Raw genomic sequence first — 25,562 nt, forward strand, 5'->3', positions numbered from 1 at the left:
GATTAACTGCGGGGTGAGCGTGCGCGCAACGCGTCGATGCTCTGCTGAGCGGCGCGACGCACCTCGACCTGTGAGTCCTTCAGCAGCGGCCGAACGTCTTCGACGTTGTCGAGCTTGCCCACGGCGCCGAGCGCGCGCGCCGCGGCGATGCGCACGCGCGGGGTGTCGTCACCCAGCAGCTCGGTGAGTTCGGTCGCGGCGGGAAGCTCGCGGGCGGCGATCACTCGGGCAGCCATCTCGCGCACGCGCCAGGCAGTGTTGTGCAGGGCGTTGACCACGGCGGGCGTCGCCTTGTCGTGCCACACGTAGAGCAGCGCACGCAGCCCCCACAGTTCGGGCCAGTACAGCACAGGTGCGCCATCGAGAATGCCCTGCGCATGCTCACCACCCACAAACAGCAGAAAGTCTTCGCCCTCGTTGTTGCCGTCCATCAGTGACAGTGCACGGTCGATCACTTCGGCTTCGCCGTAGTACTTCACGGCCACTTCCATACGAAGTTTGGGTGAGATGCTTACGGGAACGGCGGGATGCGATGAGTCTGCAGCTGATTGATGAGGCACCCCCTCAGCCTACGTGCTCCGACTGAATGGCGGCCACCGCTGCCTATACTGAGCCCATGGATTCCTCTGGTGTTGCACCGTATTCGCTGCCCCGCACCGCGCTGAGCGTCACGGCCACCGACGATGCGTCACCGCTCGCGCGCGCCGTACGCAGCGTTTGCTCGGCGCTCACGCTGGGCCGTAGCGGCCACCGAAGCCGCGCGCTGCGCATCGATATCGGTTACGAGCCGTTTTTCATCGACTTTGCTGAGCGCACCGGCCTTGCCCTCATTGGCGGCAACGCGCCACGGGTTGACCCCGACCATATGCCAGCGGTGTGCCCGCCGATTGGCGCGCGCGCCGTGAGCATGCTGGGAGTGGCTGGCCTGCTGCACGACACCCCCACTGGCCTCGAACTGTGGCAGACCCACACGCCCCGCGCGGTGAGCCCCACTGGGCTGCGCACCGACTTAGTGTTTCGCATTCATGCGCCCGCTTCGCTGCAGCCGCTGGTGCGCACGGTGAACTGCCCAGCAGCCGACAGCGCAGCCGACAGCGCGGCCGACAGCGCAGCCGACAGCGCAGCCGACAGCGCAGCCGACAGCGCGCCGCTTTACGCTACGCCTGGCGCCGATCCCGGTAGGACCACCCGCACCCTCACGGTCGAGACGGTCGGCCAAGACCTCTACGTTTCGACGCCCGCTCCCGCTAACATCACCGCCGCCGAACTCAACGCGTTTCTCGACGTGTGTGAGTCAGCGAGCCGCGAGGTGCTCGACGCCGTGACGCCGTAGGCTAGCGGTACACCTGTCACTGTCGAGGGGATCCAACTGTGCACGTCAACGGCCTTCACCTGCTGGGTATCGCCCTCGCCATCCTCTCGGCTGGCGTGCTCTCGTATGGAAACATTTGGCAGAGCCGCGGCGTAGCCCTCGCATCTGAGCAGCCCAAGGACCGCGGATTCTTCCTGCGGCTTGTGCGCACCCCCGTGTGGTTGCTCGGCACCGCCGCGTTTGGCGTGGCGATTTTGCTGCAAATGGGCAGCCTCGCGTTCGCCCCCATCATGCTGGTGCAGCCGATCGGCGTGCTCGCGCTCGTGTTTGCGGTGTTCTTGAACGCGCGCATCTCGGGCAAGAAGCCGTCGCGCGCGGTGATAAATGCGATCATCGTCACGCTCATCGGCGTGGTCGGCTATGTCGCGGTTGCCGCAAAGATTAGCGGCCAGAGCACCATTACCGACGGCCAGCTGGTCGCGGTGCTGTCGACGCTCGGTGGTGTGCTGCTTGTCTCGGCACTGATTCGCATCTTCGCGCACAGCGCCACCTCGCGGTTTCCGGTGCTGTACGTGGTCATTGGCGGCGTGTTCTCGGCGTTCGTCGCGACCCTCGGCAAGACCGTGCTGCTGCGCATTCAGGCGCTATTGGGTGGCCACCACTTCAAGCTCGACTACGAGGGATACCTCACGCTCGCCTGCGTAGTGGGCATTGCGGTCGCCTCGGTGCTCTCAACGTACTTCGTGCAGACCGCATACACCTGCAACTCGTCTGACGTCGTGGTCGCGGGCCTCACGGTGATCGACCCCGCCATCGCGGTGCTGCTGGGCATCGTCATTCTGCACGAGGCCGCGAACGCGCCGCTGTGGTCGCTCGGCGCGATCGCTGCGACCGGCGCAATCGCAATGTACGGTGTGCTGAGACTCTCGCGCGCCGAAGACGCACCGCCCGCTCAGCCGGCCACGACTGGTGCAGCACCAGGTCAGGGCACCGCCCAGGTCGCTCCGGATCAAAACCCCGCTCAGTAAGACGTCTCGGGGCCCGCATCTGTGCGGGCTGATTGTCTGCTGGATCCTGCGACTCCTACGTCGCGCAGGATGACGAGAAGGAACGCGCGGGGCAGGGAGGCTGGGGCCGCCGATTGGTTGGGTCTGGCAGGAGCGGCGGCGAAGCCGACGCGACCGGAGAGCGGCGGCCCCTGGCTCCCTGCCCCGCGCACGCCGACGCGTTGAGACGACAAAAGCGGCGGGGGCGCCTTCACGCTCCCCCGCCGCCTCGTCAACTCAGTTAGGCGTTTGCCTTAGCCTTGGCTTTGCCGATGCCGAGTGCGCCAAGCATCTTGCCGAGCTCCTTGAACTCGTCTTGCTTCTTCGCCACGAACTCGAGCGCCTCGACGCCCGCAGTGATGACACCCATGCCCAGGTCGTCGACCTCGTGGAACTTGTGGCTCACGTTGCCCGCAAGACCACCCTCGAGCGACAGTTTGCTCACCAGGTCGAGCTTGAGAATCTTCGACCCCTCAGCAAAGCTCATCTCGTTGAAGTCGACCCACACAATGTTGGGGCGTGTGGTCGACTCGAACGCGTAGCGCTTGTTCGTCATGTCGGCGACGACCTGCCAGATCGTCTGCGAGGCGTCGGGCTTACCGGCCTCGGGCGTACGGAACGGCTGCGCAGCGTTACGAATAATGCTGAACATCGCCGCCATCGCCTGCAGCTGAGTCTTCGGCTGCACCTGGTGCTCGACGTAGTACGAGGCACGCGCGAAACGGTCGCTCGCGAGCGTTGAGCCCGGCAGCGGCTTGTCGCCCCCCAGACCCTCAATCTCCTTGACGAGCTCGAGCTGCTTGTCGAAAGTGGGTGAGTTCGTCATCACCTTGTACTCGCGGCTGTGGTACACGGTGGGCTTGCCGCTCGTGTACTCGATGATCGCCGAGTCGCCCGTCGCGTCGTTGAGTGCGAGGTGCAGCGTGGGCACCAGGTGACCGGTCGGGTCGAACAGCTGGGTCACCTGCACCTCAGAACTGTTCGTCCATTCGACGGCCTCAGCAACGGTTGCAAAGTTATCGAGGTAATACTGCAGCCATACTGCCTGGCTCAGCTGCGCATCTGAGGCGCCGGGCTTGCCATAGTCGGACTCAGCGAGCCACAGAATGTGACCTGCGAGCCCCTCTTCGTTCATGCCGTCGGTGGCGATGAGGTCGAACGCGGTCGCGATGACGCTGCCGTACTTGGCCTTCCAGTTCAGGTTGCCGTTCGCGCCGTCCTTGCGTTCGATGCCGCGCGGCATCTTCCACAGGTTCGACAGTAGGTCCATGTGAAAGTCCATGTTGCGGCCAACAATGACGGCGCCGTTAGCGTCGGGCCAGAGAACTCGTGTGCACATGTGTGTGGGTCCTTTCGTTTACAACAGCTTGTGTGAGAACAACTTGTGTTTAGTGGGCTGAGTTGCCGGGGTGGGCACTCTCAGAGCGCCGATTCCACGGCAGGCTCGGCAGTGCGATTGCCGACGCAAGGAAGAAGCAGATCGCACCGATGAAGGTGCCCCAGTTGGCGAGGCCCGCGTCCTTGCTCGTTCCGTCGTTCATGACGAACGCGCCGACGGCCGAGACCGCGAATGCGATACAACCGATCATGTTGATGTGCGCACCCCACCAGCCAGAGTCGCGTGGCGCCCACAGCGTGTGGTGCTCACGCGAGTACGCAACGTAGACAAAGTAGGCACTGATCAAGAACGCGACTGAACCGCCGGCGTCGGGGTTCCAGACGTAGTGCTTCTCGTCGTTCACCGAGCGGGCCGTGATCGCCGCTGTCGTACTCACGTTGAACATGATGGTGCCGACGGTTTGGGTGGCGGCTGCGAGCCATTCGGCCCGAAACATCTTGCCGCCACCGTAGTTCACCTTGACCGTCGCATCGCCGCTCAGAATCGTCTGAAACAGGCCGGCGGTGGTGAAGAACCAGGCGCCAATGAAGCACAACCAGTTCGTCACGCTTGCGCCGCCGAGGTTCCAAATACCCACGGCCGTGCCGATTGCAAACAGGGCCGACCCGATCATAAAGAACGAGCACTGGCGCGTAAGCGTCGGCACGAGAATCGACCCTCGTGACATGGTCTGGGTAGTCATACAGCTTGACCTATCTGATGGAGCGGTGGCGGGCTGCGCCCTCGCGGGTTAGTGTGCGAAACCACCGCTTGCGGCCTCGCGCGGCAGCGGCGTCTTCAACGCTTCAAGGAACTCAACCTCTTCGCGAATCGCGGTGAGCAGGTAGCCCGCGAGGTCGCGGCTGAGGCCCACCCGCACAACGATGCGCTGCACGACGAGATCAGAGATGTCGTCGGGCATCGGGTAGGCCGGCACGAGCCAGCCACGCATGCGCAGCCGGTCTGCGAGGTCGTACAGATCCCAGTTGCGCTCGGCACCCTTCTTGAGCCGCCATGCGAACACGGGAATCGTGTCACCCTTGCTGATCAGGTCGAAGGGACCCATCTCGGCAATCGCGCTCGAGAGGTACTGCGCCACGTCGAGCGAGTCCTGCTGCAGGCGGCGGTAGCCGTCGAAGCCGAGGCGCAAGAACTGGTAGTACTGCAGCAGTACCTGCGAGCCGGGGCGTGAGAAGTTGAGTGCCAGTGTGGGCATGTCGCCGCCCAGGTAGCTGACGTGAAAGATGAGACTCTCGGGGCAGACTGCCTTGTTGCGCCACACAACCCAGCCGACGCCGGGGTAGACGAGACCGTACTTGTGGCCCGAGGTGCTAATCGAGTTGACGCGGTCGATCTGAAAGTCCCACTTGAGCTCGGGCTGGCAGAACGGCGCCACCATCGCGCCCGAGGCACCATCGACGTGAATCTTTACGTCAACGCCGGTGTTCTTTTCGATCTCGTCGAGCTTCTTCGCGATCTCGAGCACGGGCTCGTACATGCCGGTATAGGTCTGGCCCAGAATCGCGACGACACCGATCGTGTTCTCGTCGACATACTTCTCGAGCTCAAAACCGTCGAGCACGAGGTGGTCCTCGGTGACGGGCACGTAGCGTGCCTCAACATCCCAGTAGTTGCAGAACTTCTCCCACACGACCTGCACGCCTGCCGACAGCACGAGGTTGGGCTGGCCGCCCGTCTTACCTTCGGCCTTGCGCTTCTCTTGCCACAGGCGCTTGAGCGCCAGGCCGCCGAGCATGCACGCCTCAGACGAGCCGATCGTCGAGGTGCCGATCGTGTCGTCTGCGTTGGGCACGTGCCACAGGTCGGCGAGCATGCGCCAGCAGCGGTCTTCGAGCTCGGCGGTCGCCGGGTACTCGTCCTTGTCGATCATGTTTTTGTCGGCCGACTCGAGGTAGATCTTTTGCGCGTTGTCGTCCATCCACGTCGACACGAACGTGGCCAGGTTCATGCGCGAGTTGCCGTCGAGCATCGCCGAATCGTGCACGATTTGGTAGGCGGTGTCTGAGTCCATCATGTCGGCCGGAAACTGGTATTTCGAGATCGAGCTGGCCTCGCCCGGATGGGTGAAAACGGGGCTGATGTTCAGTTCAGCCTCTGCGTGCTTGTGGCCTTCGGGCTTCCTGAAAAGGTGAGACATCGTCGTACTTCCTTACTGTTTGGGATTGTTCTTGACGTGCAAAAATCGCGTCACGGTGACCGGCGGCGCTTCGAAACGCGCACGGAAGGCGCTAGGGAGGGTCTCGGCTCACGGGATCAACCGTTGCTTTCGCGCGCCGAGGTTCGCGCCAGACACCGCACCGCAGCAGCTGCGGCAGCCTCGCGGCAAACCCACGCAGCGGCAATCGGTCGAGGCGCCCGGCGACCGCGGGCAGCCCGCTCTGCCGCGACGCTTCAAGCCACTTCAGCGCGTTCAAGAGCGCGACCGGCTGCGTGTCAAGGGCGCTGTGCCCGGTCTTAAGCGGCACGAGCGTTGCCTGCGGCGCGCGCGCCGCGACACGCTCAGCGATCGCGGCCGGCGTGCGCAGGTCGCGCTCGCCCGCGAGCAGCACGAGCGGCCAATCGAACTCGCGCACGGCATGCGCGAGGTCGAACGGTTCGCCCGCAAACGGCTCAAATCTGTGCACGAGCGGCGCGTACGTTCGTGCCGGATCCAGCGGCAACCCGTCTGGCTCACCGCCGTAGCCGAGCTCGCGAAATCCGATCGTGCCGACCAGATCGAACTCATAAATACCGGGAATACGGGTAATGGAGGCGTCACGCGTCGCGTAGCTTTCGAGCGCGCGCCAGGTCGCACGGGCGCCGCGGCTTCCACGCAGCTTGCCGCGCAATAGCGGCAGCAGCAGATCGTCGCCGCCCAGCTCGTACGCTGCCCGCACCACATCAAGCAGCACCCGGTCATCGATGCCGCGCTCATACAACGCACGCACGGCAGTCTGCCGTTCACCGTCACCGTCCCACAGCAGCGCACGCACGCAGCTCCGTTCAAGCTCCAGATGCTCGGCTGATTGTAGCGCCGAGTCGAGCAGCATTCCGGCCACTCGGTGGGGGTAGGCGGCGCCGAAGCACGTGGCGAGATAGCTGCCGTATGAGGAGCCGACGATGCGCGCCCGCGAGACCCCCTCGCGGTCGAGTACCGCGTCAATGTCGGCGAGCACATCGGTGATGCGCATCGCGCTCGCCGGCAGGTCGCGCCCGTCAAGGTCGTGCCGCGAGAACCCAACGCCGCGGTGTTCGACCATGATCAGGTCGAGCCCCCCGCGTACGGCCAGTCTGCGCAGGGTGCGATACGGCAGCACCGAACCGAGCCCCGGCCCGCCGGGTATCACGACCGCGGGCACAGCCCCGGGGTCCCGGTCGTGCTGCGCACGGCATCGCACATAGGCAAGGTCGAACGCGGGCGACGTGGCCGTCGCCTCACGCCGCACAAACTGTACGCCGGGAATGAGACCGGCGATCCGGAGCCCTGGTGACGAACGGCCACAGGGGCCCTCGCGCGCGCTTCGATCGCTCATGCCGTTCCCCCGCGCGCTATGCGCGCGCCGCGCTTTCTTCGGCGGTGTGCAGCACGATGCCGGCCCGATGCCTGATCACGAGGTGCACGGTGAGCGCGATGAGCATCGCGAGGCAGGCGCCCACGACGGTGAAGCCGAAGCGTTCGGCGTTGAGTAGTAGGGTGCTGACCCCGCTGGAGTTCATCGCGATCACCGAGACGGTGAGAAAGAAACTGTACTGCCAGTAGGGGCGTTTGAGCACCAGAAAGAAGAGGCAGAGCCAGACCGCGGGGATCGCGAGTAGCTGCAGCAGCGGGTCTGGTAGCCCCGCGAGCGCCAACAGTCCGATGAACGCGAAGCCCGCGAACGTGCCACCGACGCGGCCCAGCATTTGTTTGGGTGTGAGCAGGTGTGTGGGGTCTGCGAGTACATAGAGCGTCAGAATGACCCACACCCAGTGCGATTTGAGTTCGGTTGTCGTGCCGAGCAGCATGACGGTCGCTGAGATCACTCCGAGCAGCGTGCCAAACATGAGCGGCACCCGCCGGTCGGGCACCTCGATCGGTTTGAGCGCACGAGCGCCTGTCGCCAGATGCAAAACGGCTATCGCCCACAGACCCGTCACGTTCATGATGACGATGAGTCCTACAAAATAGCCCGCCTCGAGCACCGGCGGATTATTGAACAGCGCCGGCGGCGACATCATGAAGTACGGGGTCAAGATGGGCAGCTGCAGCACCGCCTTGCCCACGCCCCGGCTCGCGCCGTAACCGTACGCGACACCGAGCAGCACGAGCAGCGCGGCCAGCACCCAGTGATAGTCGCGCAGCAAGATCGCCGCGGCGCCGAGCACCGAAAGCGACGCGACCACGGTGGCCCCAATCTTGGGGCCGCCGCTGATCCAGCCAAACGTGGCCGCTAGCACGCCAAAGAAGGCCACACTGAAGACCCCCGGTACGAACAAAGACGTCACGTACACGGGCGCCGCGATGACGATCATCCCGGCGAGAATCTTGAGCCCGAGCTTGCCGTGACCGCGCAAACTCGTCGAGCTCCCCTGCTGCACCAGCTGCACTTTGCCCCCTCAGCTTGTCTGGTGTTCTACGCTGTGCTTGGCGCTATACGCGCTGGGCGTGCACCTCTTCGAGTGACTCCCGGTCGACCTCACTCATGCCCGCGATCTCTTCGCCGTTCCAGACGATGTCGTCGCCCAGCGCGCCGAGCAGCTCCTTGCGCTTGCCGTGGCTGAGCTTCGCGCCGTGAATGAGCGTGGCCGGGCTCCACATCATGGCGATGCCGTCGTGCCAGCCCGCGCCAATGTCTTTCACGTTGAAGATGTCGTGCAGCGATGTTTTGAGGTGCGACAGCGGCTGCGCGAACGCGTCTGCGATAACCGCGATGGTGACCTGCTTTTCGACCCCCGGCGGCACGACGATCGGCTCGTCGATCTCGCCGAAGAACGCGCGCTCCACCTCTTCTGCTTCGAGCAGCATGACACCGTTCGTGGGGCGCGGGTTGCACTCGATCGCGTACAGATTGCCGTCGTTATTGACGAAGTCGAACGACAGTTGGCCGGTGAAGTTCGGGTCGAGCGTGCTCACGATGCGCTGCGTGTACTCGAGCGTCTCGGTGCTGTCGACGGCGAGAAACGTGATGCCCGTGCTGTGCGCCCACTGCTCGGGCACGCTGTAGGTGCAGTGCGCGGTGACCTTGCCGTTCACGATGATGCTGTAGGTGCACAGCATCGGGCCGTCCACGAAGGGCTGCACGAGCCACGGCTGCTCGGGCGTCGGGTGGCAGTCCGCGACCTCCATCTTGCCTGCGAGCGGGCCCGTGTTGGTGAGCAGCCCCACACCGCCGCGCGAGAACGCCGCGCGTGCGAAGAACTTGGGGTACGTTTCGATGGCTTCGTGCAGCTCGGCCTCGCTGCCCACCACAATCGTCTCGGGCACGGGCACGTCTGCCTCGATGACCAACCGCTTAAAGCTCGCCTTGTCGTGCAGGCGCGCAAGCTTGTCGAATCGGCCCGAGAACAGCTGCACGTTGGCGGGCAGGTCGGCCACGCGTGCTGCGAGGTAGAAGGCCTCCTCGAAGGTCGGAATAATGACCTCGATGTCGTGCTTCTCGACGTAGTCGGCGATGTCTGCGATGAACTGATCAGTCTCGAATCGCGGCGATGCGGTGGTCGTGTGCCCCTCAAGGTATCGCGAGTGGCTACCCGTCACGCCGTGATACGTATCGCTCGCAAATACGGTGTGCCCGGTGCTGCCGAGCTTACGAATGATGTCGAGGGCAAACGTGTTTCGAGAACTTGTAACCAGTACGCGCATTGAAACTGCCTTTCTCACTACTGTGTGATGTTGTGGTGAGTCTATCCAGGAAGCTAGGTCTTGTGGAAGAGTAATCGCACAAGTGTCCACCAGCTTTTCGCTAGAGGTTTGTATTCCATTCAAGGAGAGCTTGTGCAAGATGTTGTGAGCTGGTTAAGCGGCATTCCTGTGCTCATTGGTTTTGCCCTGAGCATGGGCACCCACCCCGCCACCTACGGTGCGACAACAGACATGCTGGCGCGCAAAACCCGCTGGCTCCCCCGGCTGTGTTTCATGTCGGCGGGGCTGATGGTTGGCGCCACGCTGCTGTTCACGCTGTTTCAGTTCATCAACCCCGACAGCTTCGTGCACAGGGTCGAGGGTGCGCTCGATCGCTCGATTCACAATCACTCGGTCGACGTCTTCGTGGGCGTGTCGTGCTTCGCGGCGGCAGCGGGAGTGTTGGTGTGGCGGTACGTGCAGCCGGTGCTGCCCGCCACACCTGCCAAGACGAGTGAGCCGAAGTCGCACTTGCTGAGTTATTTTGTCATCGGTTTAAGCAGCGCCATCGTTGGGTTTACGACCCTGCCCGTGATGTATCTCACCGGCCAGGTCGTCACAAAGCTCAGCCCGCACCTCGTGCCACGGGCTGTCGCCTACGGCATCTTCCTCTTCTTCTTGGTCGCCCCGTTCTTCGCGATGGCCATCATCTGGGCGCGCATGCCAGCGCTCGCGATCAAGATCAGCGCAATCTACCAGCGCCTACTGCGCTGGGACTATCGCATTCTGGTCGCTGTGATCTTGGCGCTCGCGGGCATTGCCGCCCTCGCGTTCGCGCACTTCGCTCACCGGTGACAGTGGCGTGGTGGAGCATCAGGTACCTGGTGACAAATTAGAAAAGGGCCCGGATCAATGATCCGGGCCCTAACTCGTGGGGAGTGTCACGAAATCCCGGAGCGCGACTCTTATGTCATCGACATCGACGAAATAACTCTCGAAACACAAGATCTCTCGTGCTCAGGTCCACGTGACGATTCACACTTTACGATATAGAATTGCATATGTGCAATCGGGAAGGAGATGAACATGGATGCAGCAACTATCGTGAGACGCGTGCGCGCACTGAGCGGTATTACACGCAAGGAACTCGCAGAGCTCGCCGACCTTTCGCCATCAACTGTAGGGCGTATCGAGCGGGGCGAAGTGGATCCCACGTGGGGGACGCTGTCACGCATCCTTTCAGCTACCGGACACCAGATCAGTGGCGGCACGATCGTTTCGGCTGGCGATACCTCTGCAGTCGCAGCAGCTCGACCCTGGATTAGCGCAGCATTGGAGGCGCTTGAAGCAAGCACGCATGCATTCACGCCAGCACTCTTGTCGTCTGGGCAGGAGATGGCTGCGGCCGCAGTCAGCAACAACGTCAAGAATTGGTCCGAGATCTGGGGTTCCGTACTAGAGAACTTCACGGTATCTTTGCCTGCTCTCCCGAGCGTAACGACTGACTGGTGGGAACGCTGGCAGCGTGCAGGCTGGCTGAAAGATGGGGCCGCTGCGGACGACCTGGTGACGCTTGCGATATCTGCTGGGAACGCTGCGAAGATCAGCCGACGAAGCGGTCTTCAGCGGGCGGTCGATGCGCCAGACGGATGGCAGTCGCTGGCGCGTGCTCTGAGCGAGGCGGGGGTCGACTATGCGGTGTCTGGCTTTGCCGCGACTCGGGATGATCGCGGTGTGGCCGAAGCGAACTTGCCTGTGTTCTACGTTGAAGACCCGGTAGATATCGAGTCCCGATTCTCACTTTCACCGGCAGCTCCTGGCCGAGGCGTCCTGCTTGTCGAGGGAAGTGGCGGCGAATTTGACGACGTCGAGGTTGAAGCAGGGATTCGGTTTGTGCCGCGTGCTCAGGCCATTCTTGATGCGCTCGCGGGGTCCGGTCGCGAGCCGGACAAGGCGGAGAATGAACTGCGGAAGCTGCTGGCTGCGGCATGAATAAACAGTTTCGAAAACCGTTCGACTCTGGCCGCGTGCCGCTCGAACCTGAGATCATCACCTCACGTCGCGCACTGATCGACGTCATTATCGGCCTCTCCGACCATCGTGATGCGCTGACAGTCCTCGGTGGTCACGCAGTGATCGAAATAACACAGCATGTCCCGGCGCTGCCGCCGGACGACACGACACGTGACGGTGATCTTGGAGTGATTCCGCAATTGCTCGGCGCGGATCCAGTCCTCGAGGAACGTATGAAGGAACTCGGCTATGAGACGGCGCGCGCTGAGCGTCCGGGGGTATGGTCACCAGTCTCGCAGCGAGATCGCGATATCCACGATCGAGACAGCGTGGACTTGATCGCGCCAATGAGCTTGTCTCGCGACGGAGTCACCTCGCAGCGGAAGATCCGGGCGGCACGTGTCGGTGGGCACGGGAGCAAGGTCGTGTCGGCGACCGAAGGCACTGAACTCAGCCTCATCGACCGACACGTTCGCGCCCTCCGCGCTTTTGATGCTGGACCTGAGGTTGATGTCTATGTTGCGGGTCCCACTGCACTGCTATGCGCGAAAGCCTACAAATTGCACGACCGCATGGACCCGAAGCAGTTAGGGCGCAACCCTGACCGGCTCCGCGTCAAAGATTTTGCTGACCTCTATCGCCTCCTACTCGCCGTCACACCGGAAGAAGCTGCTGCGGTCTTCGCGAAGGGGACCGAGAATGCGAAGATTCGCGATGCCGTGCAGCTGGGTGAAACATACTTGTTAGAGATCATCGACGACGCTGCGAACGTCGCGGCGATGGTTGCCGATGCGTGGGGAGATACGACACGAGAACCAGAGTTCCGCGCAGTAGTGGCCCGCTGGCACCGCCAGTACCCGAGCAGATGACCGCCCATTGCTAGGCACCAAAGCGCGAGAAGACTCAGCGAGATGCGTCTTCAGCTTCGACAGAAGGCTGTCGGAAGATGTTGCGCGGCGCGTTGGTTGGTGACGAGGTGGCATCTCTGGTGACAATCCAGATCGGTCTCGACAAAGCCAAGAGCCGCGCCGGCCGAGGGTTCGCCTACATCTACCTAATCGCTACCCTCGCCGTGGTCGCGACAAACATTCAACGCGTCATCACCGGCATCAAGAACATCGCAACCAAAGCCTCGGGCAAGAAACGACGCATGAGCAGGCGCAAGAACAGTCAGTGGTAACCCCTGAGACACCCTTTTGAGCACGACCTCGATACCGAGTCACCACCGGGCGACACCGGCTGAGAAATCAGCTAAACCCGGGACTTCACACATGACCAACACGATCCCCGAAAAGGGCTACACGTGCTTCAGCGACGCGCTGAGACCCTGCCTACGCGCAGAATGACAGGGCCTATCGGTCCAAGATGACAGGGCCAACCCTTGGTCCGACGCCCTCGCGCTCGCGCATGTCACGCACGGGTAACGGTGGCGTGGCGGGGCATCAGGTACCTGGTGACAAAGCAAAAGGGCCCGGATCAATGATCCGGGCCCTAACTCGTGCGCGAAGGGGGACTTGAACCCCCACGCCCTTGCGGGCACTGGCACCTGAAGCCAGCGCGTCTGCCATTCCGCCACTCGCGCGAGTTTGTCTTCTTCACCGTCTCCGGTTCAGGCAACTCCCCCAGCTTAGCAGAACATTACGCCTCACACCAAAGCGGGCTAAACTGCAAAGACACCACGAGATATTTCGTAGAGAGCGAGGAGGGCACGTGGGTTTTCTAGACAGCGTAGAACGCAGCCTCGAACGGGCCGTCAACGGCGCTTTTGCGCGCACCTTCCGCTCGGGCGTGCAGCCCGTAGAGATCGCCTCAGCCATCAAGCGCGAGCTCGATATTGGTGCGGTAGTTGTTGACCGCGACCGCGTGTTGGCCCCCAACAAGTTTGTTGTGCGAGTGTCAGACAAAGACGCCGCCCGCCTCCAGGCCCTCGGGTCGACCCTCGAACAAGAGCTGCGCGGCGTCGTCATGAAGCACGCGAAGCGGCAGAGCTACCAACTCCTCGGCGAAGCCGATGTCGAGGTGCGGGCCGACCACGCACTCACGCAGGGCGTGCTCGAGGTCGACGCCACCCGCGTCGAGGGGGCAGTCGACTGGGTCGCGGCGATCGACGTCGACGGTGTGCGCCACGAACTGAAACGCGGCACCACGACCGTCGGCCGCGGCAGCGACTGCGGCATTCAGATCGGTGACAGTGCGGCCTCACGCCAGCATCTGCAGCTGATCTGGGACGGCACGGCCGGCCTCGCCCGTGACCTTGGCTCAACCAACGGTTCGAAGATTAACGGCGAGCGCTTCCGCGAAGCCGCCCTCTCCCCCGGTATTGTGATCACGATCGGGCAAACGGCGCTCCAGTTTCAACTGGTGCCCGGGCGCACGAGCGGGAGCACCGCCGCACCTCGCCCAGCGAGCGCGGTCGGTGGGCAGGCAAGTGCGCCTCGCCCCACGAGCACCCCCGCACCAGAACCTCGAAGCACCAGGCCCGCTACCGGGACCGCAGGCGATAAGCCGGGCATCGACCAAGACTTTTGGAGTGGCCTGTGAGCGATCTCACCCTCTTAATACTGCGTATTGGCCTGCTGCTCGTGTTGTGGGCGTTCATCTTTGCGATCGTGTACGCACTGCGCAGCGACCTCTTTGGTGCCCCCGTGCGCAAGCTCAAGGGCGACACTGGCCCGCACGTGCAGCCGATCGTGTCGCCGAGCCCTGCCGGCCAGGCCCCCGTGGCGGCCGCACCCATCATGGCCGCAGCCGCTTCGCCGGGCGCCGCGACCGGCCTCGCGCTCACCGGCCCGCTCGGCGCCCCGACGGCTCCCGCCGCAGGCTCCCCCGGGTTCCCCGGCGGCCCCGTGGTCACGCCCAGCGGCGGTGCCCTGCCCTCTGCGGGCGGATCCGGCGCGCCCAAGAACCTCGTGATCACGACGGGCGTGGCAGCGGGCACATCGATTCCCCTCGACGAGCAGATCTTCACGATTGGCCGTTCGAGCGACTCCACCCTCGTCATTGTTGACGAGTACACCTCGACGTACCACGCGCGCCTCGCACTCACCGGCGGCGAGTGGATTCTCACCGACCTCGACTCGACCAACGGCACGCGCCTCGACGGTGCCCGCGTGACGAAGCCTGTGCCCGTGCCGCCGTTCACCCCGGTGACGATCGGCACGACGACCTTCGAGCTGAGGCCATAGGCGTGACGGTTAGTTTCGACAGCGCCATCGGCTCACACGTGGGCATGGTGCGCTCCAACAACCAGGACTCTGGCTTCGCTGGCGGGCAACTGTTTCTCGTCGCCGACGGCATGGGCGGCCACGCGGGTGGCGACGTCGCCTCGGCCATCACCACGAAGGCGATGGCGGCGCTCGACACCGAGCCGGCAGGCGCCCCGGCTGCCGCGGCCTCGCGCATGCGCCACGCGCTGCTCGAAACGAACGCGAAGCTGCGCGCGACAGTGCGCGACCGACCCGAGCTCGCCGGCATGGGCACCACCTTCGTCGGGTTTCTCACGATCGACGACAAGCTCGCGCTCGCGCACATTGGCGACTCACGGCTCTACCTGCTGCGCGACAACACGCTGCGGCAGATCACGCACGACCACACGTTTGTGCAGCGCCTCGTCGACAGCGGCAAGATCACTGAAGAAGAAGCCAAGACGCACCCGCGCCGCTCGGTGCTGATGCGCGTGCTCGGTGACGTCGACTCTTCACCGCAGATCGACACCGAGGTGCTCGACACCCGGCCCGGCGATGTCTGGCTACTGTGCTCAGACGGCCTCTGTGGCTACGTCGAAGACCCCGATATCGAAAAGATTTTGCGCCGCCGCACCTCGCTGCAAGACGGCGTCGACCGGCTCATCGACAAGAGCCTCGCGCACGGCGCCCCCGACAACGTCACCGTCGTGCTCGTCGAAACGACCGAGGCGCCCGCGTTCGACCCCAATTCGACTACCGAGCTCCCTCGCGGCGAGCAGCGCTTCGCCGGCTCTGCCGCAAGCTCGCCCGAGCCCCGCGACGGCACCATGTCGACCGCGCGCACGCGGCTCATGGGCCGCCGCTCGATTCGCCGCGCCCCCGTCGTCGAGGAGAGCCACTTCGAGCCCCGGGTCGACGAGTATCTCGCCGAGCTCATCGCCGAGACACGCCGGCGCAACCGCAACCGCAGGCTGCTGTGGGCGGTCGGCGGTCTGTGTGTGCTGCTTGCGATCGGCGGCGCGCTGCTGTTTGGCTACCAGTGGACCCAAACCCGCTATTTTGTGGGTACCGACGGCCAAAACGTCATCATCTACCGCGGCGTGCAGCAAGACCTCGGATCGTTCTCGCTGCACTCTGAAGCCGAAGACACGGGCATTCCGCTCGACCAGCTCGACGGGCTCGAGCAGCGCCAGGTCGAACGCACCCTGAGCGCGGGCTCGATCGACGAGGCGCGCGAGATTGTGCTGCGATTGGGGCCCATCAATGAGTAGCAAAGAACCACGCTCATTCGAGAAGACGCGCACGAGTGAAACAGTGCTGCACCGGATCACCGCGCTGCGCGCGCCCCGGCTGCTGCTCGGTCTCGAGCTTTCGCTGCTGATCTTCGCGATCGCGATCGGCGTGGGCGCCGTCATGATCATCGACCTCACCATCAAGGGTGAACTGTCGACCGACCTGGTGCCAGCGGGCGCCCTGTTCGTTGCGAGCCTCTTTGCGCTGCACATCGTGATCCGGCGCGTTGCGCCAGATGCCGACTCGCTCATCATGCCGATTGCGGCCTTTTTGAACATGCTGGGCATCGCGATGATCTATCGCATCGACCTCGCCCGCGGCGCGGTCGACTGGAACTCAACCTCGGTACGTCAGCTCGTGTGGTCGTCGGTCGCGGTCGTCGCCGCGATCATCGTGCTGCTGGTGATTCGCAATCACATCGTGCTGTTTCGCTACACCTATCTCACTGGCTTGGGCGCCGTGATCTTGCTGCTCATGCCGATGCTGCCCATCGTGGGGCAAGAAATCAACGGCGCACGCGTCTGGATTCACATCGGCGGGTTCTCGTTTCAGCCCGGTGAGATCGCCAAGATCTTGCTGGCGATTTTCTTCGCGGGCTACCTCGTGCAGAGTCGCGACTCGCTCGCGATGGTGGGCAAGAAGATTCTTGGGATCCGGTTTCCGCGCGCCCGCGACCTCGGCCCGCTGCTCGTGTTCTGGCTCGCCGCGATGAGCGTGCTCGTGTTTCAGCGCGACCTGGGCACCTCGCTGCTCTACTTCGGCCTGTTTCTGTCGATGCTGTACCTCGCCACGGGCCGGGTGGGCTGGGTCATCTTGGGCGTGGGGCTGTTTCTCGCGGGCGGCATCTTCGCGAGCCAGACCCTCGACTACGTCACCAACCGGTTTAACAACTGGCTCAACCCGTTTGCCGACCCGTTTGGGGGCGGCCACCAGATGGTCAACGGCCTCTTTGGGCTCGCCAATGGCGGCATGACCGGCACGGGCCTTGGCCAGGGGTACCCCGAGCTGACGACGTTCGCACAGAGCGACTACATTTTTGCGAGCCTCGGCGAAGAGCTCGGCCTGGTGGGCCTGTTCGTGGTCCTTGCAGCGTATCTGCTGCTCATTGGCCGCGGCCTGCGCATTGGTTTTGCTGGCCAGGACGACTTTGGCAAACTGCTGGCGGCTGGCCTCGCGTTCTCGCTCGCGCTGCAGGTCTTCATCGTCGTCGGTGGCATCACCCGCGTGATTCCGCTCACCGGCCTGACGGCGCCGTTTCTCGCGGCCGGTGGTTCGTCACTCGTCTCGAACTGGATCATCATCGCACTGCTGATCTTGCTCTCGGGCTCTATTCGTAACCGACCGAAGCTGGTGATCCGCGCATGAACAAGCAGTTGAAGGCGCTCACACGCACCATTTTCGCGATGTTCCTCGTGCTGTTTTTTGCGGTCACGATGATTCAGGTGGTGCAGGCAGACGATCTGCGCGCAAACGAGATCAACACCCGCACGCTCAAGAACAGTTACCTGATCGAGCGCGGCTCGATTCTGGTGGGCGGCGACCCAGTCGCGTATTCGACGCCCACCGGCGACGACTACCGCTATGTGCGGCAGTACTCGGCGGGCGACCTGTACGCGCCGATTACGGGCTATTTCTCGCACACCCAGGGCATGAGCGGGCTCGAGCAGGCGATGAACCAGGATCTGACGGGCACGAGCGGTGCGCAGTTCTTTAGTCGTCTCTTGAACACCATCAACGGTGTTGCCCCGCAGGGCAGCTCGGTGCAGACCACGATTGAGGCGAAGGTGCAAGAGGCCGCCGCCGCCGCAATGGCCGAGCTGGGTGTCGAGGGCGCGGTCGTCGCGATTAAACCCGCGACCGGCCAGATTCTCGCGATGACGTCGACGCCCAGCTTCGACCCCAACGTGCTGTCGGGCAACAACGACGCCGAGATCATCACCAACTACCGCCAGCTCGAAGAAGACCCGGCGCGGCCGCTCTCAAACCGGGCGATCGCGGGCGACATGTACCACCCCGGATCGGTGTACAAGCTGCTCGTCGCGGCCGAAGCCATCGAGTCTGGCGAGGCGACCCCGACAACGACCTTCGACAACCCGGCCGAGTTGAAGCTGCCCGGGTCGACCGCGGTCATGCAGAACGCGTCACGCACCACCTGTGGATCAGACAAGAAGGCGACCCTCGAGCAGGCGATCGTGATGTCGTGCAATATTCCCATCGCTGAGCTTGCGATGAGCATGGACCCAGACGCTGTGCCCAACATGGCGAAGGCGTTTGGTTTCGAACAAGAGGTGCAGATCCCGTTGAAGGTGACGCCGAGCGTGTCGCCCGTGCCCGAAGATAAGGCACAGACCGCGCTCGCGTCGATCGGCCAGCTCGATGTGCGCTCGACCCCCCTGCAGATCGCTCTTGTTTCTGCGGGCATCGCGAACGGTGGCACGGTGATGAAGCCCCAGCTCGTCGATAAGGTGATCACGCCCGACCTGCGCGTCGAACGCGAGTTTGCCCCCGAAGAGCTCTCGAAGCCCATCTCAAAGAAGACTGCCGAGGCCGTTGCTGGGATGATGGAGAAGGGCGTGTCTGACCCGCAGGGACTCGCACAGAAGGCGGGCATCGACGGGGTGCGGGTGGCCGGTAAGACGGGCACCGCCGAGAACGGTGTAGACGCCGACGGGAATGACCTGCCGTTTACGCTGTGGTTCACGGGCTTCGCGCCGGTGGACGACCCCGAGGTCGCGGTAGCCGTAGTCATCGAGAACGGTGGCGGCGCAAACTTTAATTTTGAGGGCGGATCATTCGATCTCCCCACAGCTGTCGGAAAACGAGTAATGGAAGCGGTGTTGAGCGAATGAGGCCATCGGCTGGGATCACATTCGGCGGGCGCTACGAGCTGAGCTCACGGGTCGCTGTAGGCGGCATGGGCGAGGTTTGGAAGGCGAGCGACAGCATTATCGGGCGCACCGTCGCCATCAAGATCCTCAAGGACGAATATATGGGGGACCCCGGGTTCCTCGAACGCTTCCGCGCCGAGGCGCGCCACGCGGCCCTCGTCAACCACGAGGGCATCGCGAACGTCTTTGACTACGGCGAAGAGCAGGGCTCGGCCTACATCGTGATGGAGCTCGTGCCCGGCGAGCCGCTGTCTGCGATCATCGAACGCGAGGGCCGGATCCCTGCCAACCGCGTACTCGGTATCGTTGCGCAGACGGCCACCTCGCTGCAGGCGGCCCACGATGCGGGTCTCGTACACCGTGACATCAAGCCCGGCAATCTGCTGATCACGCCCGAGGGCCGCGTCAAAATCACCGACTTCGGGATCGCGCGCATCGCCGACCAGGTGCCCCTCACCGCCACCGGTCAGGTCATGGGCACGGTGCAGTACCTCGCGCCCGAGCAGGCGAGCGGTCACACGGCGACGCCGGCGACCGACGTGTACTCGCTCGGTATCGTCGCGTACGAGTGTCTCGCGGGCAAGCGCCCCTTCACCGGCGAATCGCAAGTGGCGATCGCGATGGCGCAGATCAATGACACCCCGCCCGAGCTGCCCGCCGATGTGCCCGAGCACGTGCGCAACCTCGTCTACGCGTGCCTCGCGAAAGACGCGAGTGGCCGCCCTGCAACCGCCGCGAAGCTCGCGCAGGCTGCCACCGCGCTGCACCGCGGTGACGTGCAGCTCGCGGCCAGCTATGTGCCGCAGGTGATGGGGGCGCAGGATCCGGCCACGATGGTCATGCCGAGCATGCCGGGCGATGACGCGCCCACGACCGCCCTGCCACAGACGAGCGCACTGCCGGGGCAGGCTGCCGCTGGCAGCCCGCTCGGAGGCGACCTCACCGATTTGCCCGAAGACGGCGAAGAGCCCGCGAAGAAGAAGCGCAGTCCCTGGACCTGGCCGCTGATCACGCTGCTCGCGCTGCTGCTCGTCGTGGGCGGCGGCACCGTGTACGCGCTCATGTCTGGCGGCGATAAGGAGCCGGTCGATTCGTCTGAGACGACGAAACCAAAGCCGAAGCCCGAAGATAAGAAGCCCACGACGGCCGAGGTTGACGCGGCCGTGCTCGAGGGCATGAACGTTGACGAGGCTGTGGCCTACCTGACCGAGCTGGGTTTCACCGATGTGCGCACGGTAGCTGGCGAGGCTGTGCCCTCGGAGCAGGCGAACAGGGTCACAAAGGTGAACCCCACCGGCAAGAAGGTGCCGTTCTCGCAGACGATCACGCTTACGTATTCGGTGCCGTTTGGCGTGATTTCGGCCCCCGCTACGCCCTCGGGCCCGGCGACCGTCAAGGTGGGCGAGACGTTTACGGTGCAGAACATTTCGGGTTCGTGCCCGACGCCGCTGCAGGTGAACAACTACGTCATCACCACCAACGAGAATGGCCAGCGCGAAGGTGATGTTGCGGGCGGCAGCGTACAGGTGAAGGCGACGGCCGCAGGCACACTCACCCTGACCTACACGTTTGACTGCACCGACGGTTCGTTCCGTGCGACATCGCCCGTGTCTGAGACGCTCTCGATCACGGTTGAGTCGGCAGACGATTCCAAGTCGGACTCCGACGCCGACGCAGACTCGTCGGGCAGCTCGAATAATGCTTCGGACAGCGGCTCGAGCGGCACCGGTACCACCGCAGGCGGTAGCAGCGGTGCCGACAGCGATAACTAACCCGTGACACAACAGGCCGCGCGACCCGCGCGGCCTGTTGTAGGTGTCGCCCAGCGCCAGCCCACTACACTTAGAGCAGTCCAATGAGCACAGAAGAGGTGGATATGGCTGAGACGACCGACGCCGGCGGGCAGCGGATCCTCGCTGGGCGCTACGCCATCGGTGAGTTCATCGGCCAGGGTGGCATGGCCACCGTCTACCGCGGCACGGACACGAAGCTCGGTCGCCAGGTAGCGATCAAGATCATGAAGGCCGATCTGGCACATGATGAACAGTTTCGCTCACGCTTTCGCCAGGAGGCTCGCTCGGCCTCACGCATGGCCCACCCAACCGTCGTGCGCGTCTTCGACGCCGGCGCCGACCTGATTCAGACGGCCGACGGCCCCAAGCAGTTGCCCTTCATTGTGATGGAGTACGTCGAGGGCACCAACCTACGCCAGCTCGCCGCAGAGTCAGAGCTGACGCAGGCCGAGATCTGCCGCGTCGTCGACTCGGTGTTGACGGCGCTCGAATACTCACACCGTGCCGGCATCGTGCACCGCGACATCAAGCCCGCCAACATCATGATCACCACGACCGGCCAGGTCAAGGTGATGGATTTTGGTATTGCCCGCGCCGTCTCAGAGACGTCGTCGACGCTGCAGCAGACGACCGCCATTTTGGGTACCGCGGCGTACTTTTCGCCCGAGCAGGCCAAGGGCGAGTCGATCGACGCTCGCACCGACCTGTATTCCACGGCGATCTTGCTGTACGAACTGCTCGCGGGCGAAGTGCCCTTCCGCGGTGACACCGCGGTGGCCGTCGCCTACCAGCATGTCAGCGAGCGGCCCACACCACCCAGCGAGATCAACGCTAACGTGCCCCCTGAACTCGACCGGGTAGTGCTCTACGGTCTTGCAAAGGACCGCGCAAAGCGGTTTCAGACCGCCGCTGAGTTTCGTGACGCACTGCGCACCGCCGCGAGCGGCGAAATGCCTAAGCTCACCGTACCCGGTCAAGACGCGCTGCTCTTTTCAGGCGGCGAGGAGGTCTCTGAGTCAGACCTTGCGCTGCGCCAGCTGGCAGAGGGTGGCGGCACCCGCACCCAGAGCCGCCCGCCGGTCATGTGGACCTGGGCGGGGATCCTCACCGTCGGTGCCGTCATTATCGCCGTCGTGTTTTGGCTCGTAACACTCGCGCCACAGCAGTTTCTGCCAGACACCTCACGCGAGGTGCCCGTGCTCGAAGATGTGCCGCGCACGACGGCGCTCGACACGCTCAAAGCGCAAGACCTCAAACCGATTCAGGTTGAAAAGACGAACGAAGAGATCGCCGCGGGCCACGTCATTGGCACCGACCCGAAACCGGGCACGATGCTCAACGTGGGCGACACGATTCAGGTGTTCATTTCGACCGGCCCGGTGACCGCCACTGTGCCCGAGATCGACCGCATGTCAGTGACCGAGTACACGAAGGCCATCGAAGACCTGGGGCTCACTGTGGGCTTGGTGACGACGGTCGATGATCCGGTGCAAAAGAAAGACCGCGTGCTGGGTGTCGTGCCCGAGCCCGGTACGAAGCTCGAGTCGGGCTCGAGCGTCGAGATTCGCGTCTCGAGCGGGTTCATTCAGATTCCCGATGTGCAGGGCCAGCCGCTCGACTTCACGAAGTCGACGCTCGACGGCCTGGGCATCGAGGTGACCTACACCGATGAGCCGTGCCCCATGGAGCCGAGCTTTCCGATCATCTCGCAGTCAGTTGTGGGTACGCAGGAGCAGGGCACCAAGCTCGAGCTCAAGTACTGCTCGGGCTAACAGCCGCCCGCAGACTCATAAAGAAGCCTTGCACGCTACCTCGTTGATAGCGTGCAGGGCTTCTTTACGTGGGCGACCGCGCTACTGGGCGGTAATGAGCGGCGAGAGCGCCTTGGCGCGCTCCGCTGCGCCCTTCACGCCCACAATCTCAAGCCAGTTGCCAAACTGCTGGTAGCCGCCCTCGGTGAGCACCGACTCGGGGTGGTACTGCACGCCAAAAATGGGCCGCTCGCGGTGCCGCAACGCCATCACGATGCCGTTCTCGGTTTCAGCGGTAATCTCCAGCACCTCGGGCACAGTGTCGCGCACGACAGCGAGCGAGTGGTACCGGGTCGCGTCAAACCAGTCGGGCACGCCCGCAAAGAACACGTCGCCCGTGTGGTGCACGCGCGACACCTTGCCGTGCATCAGCTCTTCGGCGTGCGTCACCGTCGCACCGAGCGCCTCGGCGATCGCCTGGTGCCCCAGGCAGACCCCCAGAAGTGGCACGCCGGTGCGCAGCGCGATCTCGATCATGGGAATCGACAGACCAGCCTCAGCGGGCGTGCCCGGCCCGGGCGACACAAGCACCCCATCGAACTCGGCGAGCGAGTGCTCAAGCTCGCCCACGCTCAGGTCGTCGTTACGAATCACGTGCACGCTCGCGCCAAGCTGCTGCAGGTACCCCGCGATCGTATAGACGAAGCTGTCGTAGTTATCGATCACCAAAATGCGTGTCATGTTCCGACCGTCACTTCTTCTTCAGGGAGCTGCAGCGCAACCCACGGGTACACATATTCAATAAGGGCGTACACGACCGCCGCGAGGGCCACCAGCAGCACGATCACGCGCAGCCACGCGGGCCCGGGAAAAAATCGCCACAGCATCGAGAACATTACTCTTGGTCACCTCTCTTGGCCTGCGTCGCCTCCATGGTCGGGTTCAGCGCGACAAGCTCGGCCGGCGGGCCTTGGCTGCGCGGCTGAAAACCCTCGAACACCGAATACGCGATCGCGCGCTCATCGCTGCCCGCCATCTTGGGATGGCACGTCGTGAGGGTCAGAATCTGGTCGTCGCCCACGGCCGCCTCGAGACGCGGAAATGGGTTGAGCACATCAACCTCGTCGGGCAGCACATACTCGGTCGACCGGTAGCGGTACGTGTACCAGCCCTCGGCGGTCTCGACGAACAGGGGGTCACCCACGCGCAGGTTCATCACCTCGCGAAACGAGTTAATGAGAGGGCCGGATCGGTGCCCCGCGAGCACGAAATTGCCCGGCTCACCGGGCATCTGCGTCATCTCGTAGTGACCGATGCCCTTCTCGTCGAGGTTGAGCACCGTCCACCAGTCTGTGGTCTCGGCGACGCGGTTGGCGTAGGTCGTACCGAACGCGGGCACGTGCAGCACCGCGAACACCTCTGAGGCGGCGGGAGCGGTAGCGACGGGCACGACGCCGTCCCACTCGCTCACGGGAGCCTCGTCCCACTTCGCCGAGTCGCTGGCAGACAGTTCGGTCTGCTTCGCGGTCACGGTGACGCCCGTGTGCCATGGCTGCCACACGATGTAGCCGAAAACGGCGAGGCCCGCCACCAGCAGCAGCTCGCCGATCACCGTTAGCGGGCTTAACCTCGCACGGCGCACGCGGCCCTCACGCTTCTGTTTCACCCCTCCAGTCTAGGGCGCTGGCGCGTATCTTAAGCTCCGTTCCGGGTAGACTCAGAGCATGTCAGCTGCTGGAAAAAACGTAGACAAGCACAAGTCGGGCGACCTTGCTAAGGCGCAGGCCCGCCTCGAACGCCAGGAGGCCCGCAAAGACGCGCCCAACCCGGTGTGGTTCAAGCCGGTAATGTTCGGCTTCATGCTGCTTGGGCTTGTCTGGATCGTGCTCTACTACGTCACGAGCGCGATGCCTACTCCCCTGCCTATTCCCATGCTGGGCGAGGGCAACATCTTTGTCGGCTTCGGCCTCGTGCTCGTGGGCTTTCTCATGACCCCGTGGTGGAAGTAATCTTCACCGCTCAAGTCTTCTAAATCACACGGCTGTAATTCCTCCCCAGGTGGGGACAAACCTGTGGATAACACTGAAGGGCCCGGAGTTTCCTCCGGGCCCTTCAGTGTTTTGTGCGTGCTTGCTGCGCACCCCAGGGATCCGGCGCTAGAGCACCGGCACCACAAAGAACGCGAAGCTCGCGAGTACGAGCGCCGCAGCGATGCCGCCGAGCGCGAGGCCGCGGCTACGCGCCGAGCGGCCGCGCATGTTGAGCAGCACCCACATGGTCGCAGCGCCCGCAATCAGGCCGCCCAGGTGTGCCTGCCACGAGATGTTGGCGCCGGGAATCAGCCCGATGCCAAAGTTGATCGCAACGAGCACGAGGAGCGACGTGATGTTGACGCGCGCCGCGCGGTAGGCCACGAGCGTGGCGCCCAGCACACCGAAGATGGCGCCCGAGGCGCCCACCGTTGGCATGGATAGGGCCTGAGGGTCTGCGTACGACCACAACATCACGCCGAGCGACCCGCCGAGCCCCGCAATGAGGTAGAGCGCGGCGAACCGCGCCTTGCCCAGCATCTCCTCGAGATTGCGGCCAAACAGCCACAGCGCGTACATATTAAACAGGATGTGAAATATGAAGCCGGTCGAGTGCGTGAACGTCGAGGTCAGCATGCGCCAGGGCTCAAAGCCCAGGCCGGGCGGTAGTTCAGCCGGCGGCAGTGAGTACAGCGGCGCGTACCACAGCGCTCGCGTTACCTCGTCTGAGCCGAAGTAGTGGGTCGCGAGCTGCGCAAGGTACACGAGCACGCACAGCGCCATGATCGCGTACGTCACCGGGGTGTCGAGTGCCGCGATGCGGCGGCCCGCTACCCGTGCCTTACGCGTGGCCCGCTGCTTGCCCGAGGGCTGCATCTGGCGCGTGCACTCGGGGCACAGCACCCCCACGGCCGACACCACCTGGCAGTTCGCGCAGATGGTGCGGCCGCAGCGCTGGCACAGCGTGAAACTGTGAGCGCCGGGGTGCCGATAGCAGACGTCGTTCGGTCCGTAAGCTACGCGCTCACCATAGGTCGGTTCGCCTGCCAAGG

General features: G+C 64.0%; 25 protein-coding genes and 1 tRNA gene. 14 read left to right on the forward strand and 12 right to left on the reverse strand.

All coding sequences use genetic code 11. The annotated features are described in order from the left end of the window. Positions 1–2: 2 nt before the first annotated feature. Positions 3–560: a HEAT repeat domain-containing protein gene (locus ACXR2T_RS06545; protein ID WP_458838568.1), complete on the reverse strand. Its 558-nt coding sequence runs from the start codon at positions 558–560 to the stop codon at positions 3–5. A gap of 56 nt (positions 561–616) precedes the next feature. On the opposite strand from ACXR2T_RS06545, the gene ACXR2T_RS06550 reads away from it, so the two are divergent. Together ACXR2T_RS06550 and ACXR2T_RS06555 are read left to right on the forward strand one after the other, a co-directional pair. After that, positions 617–1,333, forward strand: a complete 717-nt coding sequence (locus ACXR2T_RS06550; protein WP_458838569.1) for a hypothetical protein — start codon at positions 617–619, stop codon at positions 1,331–1,333. Between the two features lie 38 nt (positions 1,334–1,371). Then, on the forward strand, positions 1,372–2,340 hold the full coding sequence (locus ACXR2T_RS06555) for a DMT family protein (protein WP_458838570.1): 969 nt from the start codon (positions 1,372–1,374) through the stop codon (positions 2,338–2,340). A gap of 259 nt (positions 2,341–2,599) precedes the next feature. Here the strand turns inward: ACXR2T_RS06555 and ACXR2T_RS06560 are convergent, their stop codons facing one another. The 6 genes from ACXR2T_RS06560 to ACXR2T_RS06585 form a co-directional block, all read right to left on the reverse strand. Beyond that, on the reverse strand, positions 2,600–3,697 hold the full coding sequence (locus ACXR2T_RS06560; RefSeq protein WP_458838571.1) for a linear amide C-N hydrolase: 1,098 nt from the start codon (positions 3,695–3,697) through the stop codon (positions 2,600–2,602). 49 nt (positions 3,698–3,746) lie between these two features. Next, complete coding sequence (locus ACXR2T_RS06565) at positions 3,747–4,439, reverse strand: hypothetical protein (RefSeq protein ID WP_458838572.1); 693 nt, start codon at positions 4,437–4,439, stop codon at positions 3,747–3,749. A 48-nt stretch (positions 4,440–4,487) separates the two neighbouring features. Further along, positions 4,488–5,894: a glutamate decarboxylase gene (gene gad / locus ACXR2T_RS06570; RefSeq protein ID WP_458816164.1), complete on the reverse strand. Its 1,407-nt coding sequence runs from the start codon at positions 5,892–5,894 to the stop codon at positions 4,488–4,490. Between the two features lie 91 nt (positions 5,895–5,985). Continuing rightward, a complete protein-coding gene (locus tag ACXR2T_RS06575; RefSeq protein WP_458838573.1) occupies positions 5,986–7,269 on the reverse strand; it encodes an alpha/beta fold hydrolase in 1,284 nt (427 codons plus the stop codon). 16 nt (positions 7,270–7,285) lie between these two features. Beyond that, the gene (locus ACXR2T_RS06580) at positions 7,286–8,323 is read right to left on the reverse strand and encodes an FUSC family protein (RefSeq protein WP_489945502.1); all 1,038 of its coding nucleotides are present in this window, start codon (positions 8,321–8,323) and stop codon (positions 7,286–7,288) included. Between the two features lie 43 nt (positions 8,324–8,366). Beyond that, positions 8,367–9,578 (reverse strand): ATP-grasp domain-containing protein, encoded by a 1,212-nt coding sequence (locus ACXR2T_RS06585; RefSeq protein ID WP_458838575.1) that lies wholly within the window; start codon positions 9,576–9,578, stop codon positions 8,367–8,369. Positions 9,579–9,710: 132 nt separating this feature from the next. Here ACXR2T_RS06585 and ACXR2T_RS06590 point away from each other — a divergent pair, with 132 nt between their 5' ends. The 4 genes from ACXR2T_RS06590 (at position 9,711) to ACXR2T_RS06605 (ending at position 12,750) form a co-directional block, all read left to right on the forward strand. Further along, the gene (locus ACXR2T_RS06590; RefSeq protein WP_458838576.1) at positions 9,711–10,412 is read left to right on the forward strand and encodes a hypothetical protein; all 702 of its coding nucleotides are present in this window, start codon (positions 9,711–9,713) and stop codon (positions 10,410–10,412) included. 231 nt (positions 10,413–10,643) lie between these two features. Then, positions 10,644–11,549 carry a helix-turn-helix domain-containing protein gene (locus ACXR2T_RS06595; protein ID WP_458838577.1) on the forward strand — a complete coding sequence of 302 codons (906 nt, stop codon included), beginning with the start codon at positions 10,644–10,646 and terminating at the stop codon, positions 11,547–11,549. Continuing rightward, positions 11,546–12,439, forward strand: a complete 894-nt coding sequence (locus tag ACXR2T_RS06600) for a hypothetical protein (protein ID WP_458838578.1) — start codon at positions 11,546–11,548, stop codon at positions 12,437–12,439. Before ACXR2T_RS06595 ends, ACXR2T_RS06600 begins: the two co-directional genes overlap by 4 nt. Positions 12,440–12,558: 119 nt before the next feature. Further along, entirely contained in the window at positions 12,559–12,750 is a 192-nt protein-coding gene (locus tag ACXR2T_RS06605; RefSeq protein WP_458838579.1) for a hypothetical protein, read from the forward strand. Positions 12,751–13,069: 319 nt separating this feature from the next. On the opposite strand, the gene ACXR2T_RS06610 is transcribed toward ACXR2T_RS06605, so the two are convergent. Then, a tRNA-Leu gene (locus ACXR2T_RS06610) sits at positions 13,070–13,152 on the reverse strand. Between the two features lie 128 nt (positions 13,153–13,280). Between ACXR2T_RS06610 and ACXR2T_RS06615 the strand changes: the two genes are divergently transcribed. The 7 genes from ACXR2T_RS06615 (at position 13,281) to pknB (ending at position 22,501) form a co-directional block, all read left to right on the forward strand. After that, on the forward strand, positions 13,281–14,111 hold the full coding sequence (locus tag ACXR2T_RS06615) for an FHA domain-containing protein (RefSeq protein ID WP_458816196.1): 831 nt from the start codon (positions 13,281–13,283) through the stop codon (positions 14,109–14,111). Continuing rightward, positions 14,108–14,755, forward strand: a complete 648-nt coding sequence (locus ACXR2T_RS06620) for an FHA domain-containing protein FhaB/FipA (protein ID WP_458838580.1) — start codon at positions 14,108–14,110, stop codon at positions 14,753–14,755. The genes ACXR2T_RS06615 and ACXR2T_RS06620 overlap by 4 nt, the downstream gene beginning before the upstream one ends. Positions 14,756–14,757: 2 nt before the next feature. Further along, positions 14,758–16,026, forward strand: a complete 1,269-nt coding sequence (locus tag ACXR2T_RS06625; RefSeq protein ID WP_458838581.1) for a PP2C family protein-serine/threonine phosphatase — start codon at positions 14,758–14,760, stop codon at positions 16,024–16,026. Then, entirely contained in the window at positions 16,019–17,413 is a 1,395-nt protein-coding gene (locus ACXR2T_RS06630) for an FtsW/RodA/SpoVE family cell cycle protein (protein WP_458816202.1), read from the forward strand. The genes ACXR2T_RS06625 and ACXR2T_RS06630 overlap by 8 nt, the downstream gene beginning before the upstream one ends. Next, positions 17,410–18,897 (forward strand): peptidoglycan D,D-transpeptidase FtsI family protein, encoded by a 1,488-nt coding sequence (locus ACXR2T_RS06635; protein WP_458838582.1) that lies wholly within the window; start codon positions 17,410–17,412, stop codon positions 18,895–18,897. The genes ACXR2T_RS06630 and ACXR2T_RS06635 overlap by 4 nt, the downstream gene beginning before the upstream one ends. Then, the gene (locus ACXR2T_RS06640) at positions 18,894–20,708 is read left to right on the forward strand and encodes a protein kinase domain-containing protein (protein ID WP_458838583.1); all 1,815 of its coding nucleotides are present in this window, start codon (positions 18,894–18,896) and stop codon (positions 20,706–20,708) included. The genes ACXR2T_RS06635 and ACXR2T_RS06640 overlap by 4 nt, the downstream gene beginning before the upstream one ends. Positions 20,709–20,812: 104 nt before the next feature. Further along, complete coding sequence (gene pknB, locus ACXR2T_RS06645; RefSeq protein ID WP_458838584.1) at positions 20,813–22,501, forward strand: Stk1 family PASTA domain-containing Ser/Thr kinase; 1,689 nt, start codon at positions 20,813–20,815, stop codon at positions 22,499–22,501. Positions 22,502–22,582: 81 nt separating this feature from the next. Here the strand turns inward: pknB and ACXR2T_RS06650 are convergent, their stop codons facing one another. Genes ACXR2T_RS06650 through ACXR2T_RS06660 form a run of 3 tightly spaced genes read right to left on the reverse strand, consistent with a single transcriptional unit; the run spans position 22,583 to position 24,146 of the window. After that, positions 22,583–23,221 (reverse strand): anthranilate synthase component II, encoded by a 639-nt coding sequence (locus ACXR2T_RS06650; protein WP_458816209.1) that lies wholly within the window; start codon positions 23,219–23,221, stop codon positions 22,583–22,585. Further along, on the reverse strand, positions 23,218–23,376 hold the full coding sequence (locus tag ACXR2T_RS06655) for a hypothetical protein (RefSeq protein WP_489945503.1): 159 nt from the start codon (positions 23,374–23,376) through the stop codon (positions 23,218–23,220). Before ACXR2T_RS06655 ends, ACXR2T_RS06650 begins: the two co-directional genes overlap by 4 nt. After that, the gene (locus tag ACXR2T_RS06660; protein WP_458816212.1) at positions 23,376–24,146 is read right to left on the reverse strand and encodes a class E sortase; all 771 of its coding nucleotides are present in this window, start codon (positions 24,144–24,146) and stop codon (positions 23,376–23,378) included. Before ACXR2T_RS06660 ends, ACXR2T_RS06655 begins: the two co-directional genes overlap by 1 nt. Positions 24,147–24,204: 58 nt before the next feature. On the opposite strand from ACXR2T_RS06660, the gene ACXR2T_RS06665 reads away from it, so the two are divergent. Further along, a complete protein-coding gene (locus ACXR2T_RS06665; protein WP_458816214.1) occupies positions 24,205–24,489 on the forward strand; it encodes a cell division protein CrgA in 285 nt (94 codons plus the stop codon). Between the two features lie 147 nt (positions 24,490–24,636). Here ACXR2T_RS06665 and ACXR2T_RS06670 read toward each other — a convergent pair whose 3' ends face one another. Further along, complete coding sequence (locus ACXR2T_RS06670; protein ID WP_458838585.1) at positions 24,637–25,560, reverse strand: rhomboid family intramembrane serine protease; 924 nt, start codon at positions 25,558–25,560, stop codon at positions 24,637–24,639. Positions 25,561–25,562 lie beyond the last annotated feature (2 nt).

The organism is Leucobacter faecis (assembly GCF_054456635.2).